At 71.6% G+C, this 3,171-nt stretch carries 4 protein-coding genes; all 4 read left to right on the top strand.

All coding sequences use genetic code 11. The features are described from left to right. The coding region (locus RCJ92_RS15440; RefSeq protein WP_446755065.1) for a DUF3180 domain-containing protein at positions 1-484 on the top strand (484 nt) is incomplete at its 5' end. Next, entirely contained in the window at positions 471-956 is a 486-nt protein-coding gene (locus RCJ92_RS15435) for a PH domain-containing protein (RefSeq protein WP_171021076.1), read from the top strand. The genes RCJ92_RS15440 and RCJ92_RS15435, both read left to right, overlap by 14 nt. Beyond that, a complete protein-coding gene (locus RCJ92_RS15430; protein WP_138173097.1) occupies positions 953-2,314 on the top strand; it encodes a PH domain-containing protein in 1,362 nt (453 codons plus the stop codon). The genes RCJ92_RS15435 and RCJ92_RS15430 overlap by 4 nt, the downstream gene beginning before the upstream one ends. Before the next feature lie 3 nt (positions 2,315-2,317). Continuing rightward, the coding region (locus RCJ92_RS15425; protein ID WP_446755064.1) for a Rossmann-like and DUF2520 domain-containing protein at positions 2,318-3,171 on the top strand (854 nt) is incomplete at its 3' end.

Raw genomic sequence — 3,171 nt, 5'->3', positions numbered from 1 at the left:
TCCGGCTATGAGCACACTGCGTTTCCTGCCCCTGGCCCTGTGCGCCGTCGCCGGCGCGGTGATCGGCTACGCGCTGATGCTGGTGATGAGCGGGCGCGGGATGATGGCCCCGGTGCTGGAGTATTCGGCGCTGTTTTCCATGGCCGCGGTCTCGGTGATCACCCTGATCCTGGGGATCCGGGTGAAGCTGTTCACCGCCGGGCGCACCCGGCACCGGGTGGAGCCAATCGCCGCGGCCCGCATCCTGGTGCTCGCCCAGGCCGGGGCGTACGCCGGGGCGGTGATCGCCGGGTGGCACCTGAGCCTGATGGCGGCGCTGCTGGGCGCCAGCGGCCCGAGTCCCACCGCCACCCGGGCGGTCGTGCTGGCCGGGGCCGGGGTGCTGATGGTGGTCATCGGGTTCATTGTCCAGCACCTGTGCAAGCTGCCCCCGCAGGACGACGACGAGGATGCCGATGGAGCCCAAGGATATGCCACCGACTGACTTCACCGCGGTGGACCCCGCCTACTTCAAGGTCCGGCTGCTGACCTGGCTGGCGAACACCGCCCTGTACCTGATCATTGCGCTGGTGCCGCTGGGGCTGGCGCTGTTCGGGGTGCAGGTGCCCCGGTGGCTGGTGGTGCTCCCGCCGCTGCTCGTGCTGGGGATCGCGCTGTGGGCGCTGGCGCTGATCCGGCGCCGGGTGCGCGCCCTGGGCTACAGTGAACGCGCCGAGGACCTGGTGGTGCGTTCCGGGGTGCTGTTCCGCAAACGCGTGGTGATCCCCTACGGGCGCCTGCAGTACGTGGAGATGAGCTCCGGGCCGCTGGAGCGGCGCTACGGGCTGTGCCGGCTGACGGTGAACACCGCCGCCGGGGCCGCGACCGCGGTGATCCCCGGGATCCCGGCCCGGGAGGGCCAGCAGCTGCGCGAACGGCTGGTGGCGGCCGGTGAAGAGAAGATGATCGGGCTATGAGCGGGCCGTGGCAGCGGGTGCACCCGGCCAGCCCGTTCGTGCACGGCTGGCTGGCGATCGTTGGGCTGATCTACGTCTACTACACGAACACCGACGAACTGTCCTGGTCCGAACGCTTCGAGGGCCCCCGGCTGGGCTGGACCGCGGCGATCGGTTCCGCGGCGCTGCTGGTGATCCTGGTTTTCTACGCCCTGTCCTGGTATTTCACCCGCTACCGGCTGAGTGAAACGCACGTGTACGTGAACTCCGGGATGCTCTTTCGCAGCCAGAAGCAGGCTCGCATCGAACGGGTGCAGGCCATCGACATCGCCCAGCCGCTGGTGGCCCGGCTGCTGGGCCTGGCCGAACTGCGCTTTGACGTGGCCGACGGCTCCGATTCGGTGATGCGCCTGGCGTTCTTGAAGAAGGCCGACGCGCACCGGCTGCGCGGGGTCATCCTGGACCGCGCCCACGCCGCCCGCCACGGCTCCGCCCCGCCGGCGCCCGGCCCGCAGACCGGCACGGCCGATCACCCGGCCCCGGCGGCGGACACCGGGCAGCTGATCGTCTCCCGGGTCCCGGCCGGGCGGCTGCTTGGCTCCCTGCTGCTGCGCATCCCCACCATCGTGGGCCTGCTCTTCGCCCTGTTCTTCGCCGTGATGGTGCTGCTGGGCAACGCCGGTGCGTTGGCCGGGGTGATTCCGGCGCTGCTGGGCTTTGGCGGCTGGCTGTACAAGGAGCTGAACAACTCCTGGAACTTCACCGCCTCCAACACCGACACCGGGCTGCGGATCAGCCGCGGGCTGGCCGACACCCGCCAGCAGTCGATCCCCGCCGGGCGGGTGCAGGCGGTCAAGATCAGCGCCCCGGCCCTGTGGCGGCCGCTGGGCTGGTACCGGATCGAGGTCAACGCGCTGGGCCTGGGGGAGGGCGCGGAGAGCGAAACCCTGGTGATGCCGGTGGGCGACTTCGACTCGGTGTGCCAGGTGATGTGGATCCTGCTGCCGGATCTGGGCGTGAACGAACAGCGCGCCGTGCTGCACACGGCGCTGTCCACCGGCGCGCACCACGGCTTCACCACCTCCCCGGCCAGCGCCCGGCTGATCTCCCCCGGGGCGTGGCGGCACCAGGGGTACCTGCACACCGACACGGTGCTGATCACCCGCTACGGCTGGCTGGCCCGGGTGGCCAGCTTCATCCCGCACCGGCGGATCCAGGGGGTCACCTGGCACCAGGGGCCGCTGGAGCGGCGCCGCGGGCTGGCCGGGGTGCGGGTGCACTCGGCCGGGGGCAGCATCATGGGCTACGCCCACCAGATAGACAGCCGCCAGGCGCTCGAACTGTTCGAGGCCCAGGCGCACCGAGCGGCCGAAAGGTAGACAGTGCACGCTCCACGACTAGGAATTGGAATCATCTCCGCCGGCCGGGTCGGCAGCGTGCTCGGTGCGGCGCTGGCCGCGGCCGGGCACCACATCACCGGGGTGCACGCCGTGTCCGAGGCCTCCCGGGAACGGGCCGGCGCCCTGCTGCCCGACGCCCAGGTGCTGCCCCCGGATGAGATCCTGCGGCGCAGCGAACTGGTGCTGTTCGCGGTGCCCGACGACGTGCTGGGGGAACTGGTGGCCGGGCTGGCCGCCGCCGGGCACTTCGTGGCCGGGCAGCTGGTGGCCCACACGGCCGGACGCTACGGCACGCGCATCCTGGAACCGGTGCGTGCCGCCGGCGCGTTCCCGCTGGCCATCCACCCGGCCATGACGTTCACCGGAATGAGCCTGGACCTGGAGCGGCTGACCGACTGCGCGTTCGCGGTCACCGCCGACGAGCCGATGCTGCCGGTCGCCCAGGCGCTGGTGGTGGAGATGCGCGGTGAGCCGGTCACCATCGCCGAGGCCGACCGCACCAGCTACCATGCGGCCCTGGCCCACGGGGCCAACCACCTGAACACCATCACCGCCCAGTCCATGGACCTGCTGCGGCGCATCGGGGTGCAGGAGCCGGGCAACACGCTGCGTGCCCTGATGAGCGCCAGCCTGGACAATGCGCTGCGTTCCGGGGCCGGTCTGCTCACCGGCCCGGTGGCGCGCGGGGATGTGGGCACCGTGCAGGCCCACGTTGAATCCCTGGCCGATGATCCGCAGGAAACCGCGGACAGCTACCGCACCCTGTCCCGCGCCACCGCCATCCGCGCCCGCGCCCAGGGCCTGATCTCCGAGGCGACGCTGCGCGAACTGCTGGG

The sequence above is a fragment of the Glutamicibacter sp. BSL13 genome, assembly GCF_052928425.1.
Note: the sequence above shows the minus strand (reverse complement) of the source record. Positions and strands in the feature narration are given on the sequence as shown.

Excerpts from the sequence above, each read along its gene's own strand:
- RCJ92_RS15435 (WP_171021076.1), top strand. The coding sequence starts at position 471 with ATGCCACCGACTGACTTCACCGCGGTGGACCCCGCCTACTTCAAGGTC.
- RCJ92_RS15430 (WP_138173097.1), top strand. The coding sequence starts at position 953 with ATGAGCGGGCCGTGGCAGCGGGTGCACCCGGCCAGCCCGTTCGTGCAC.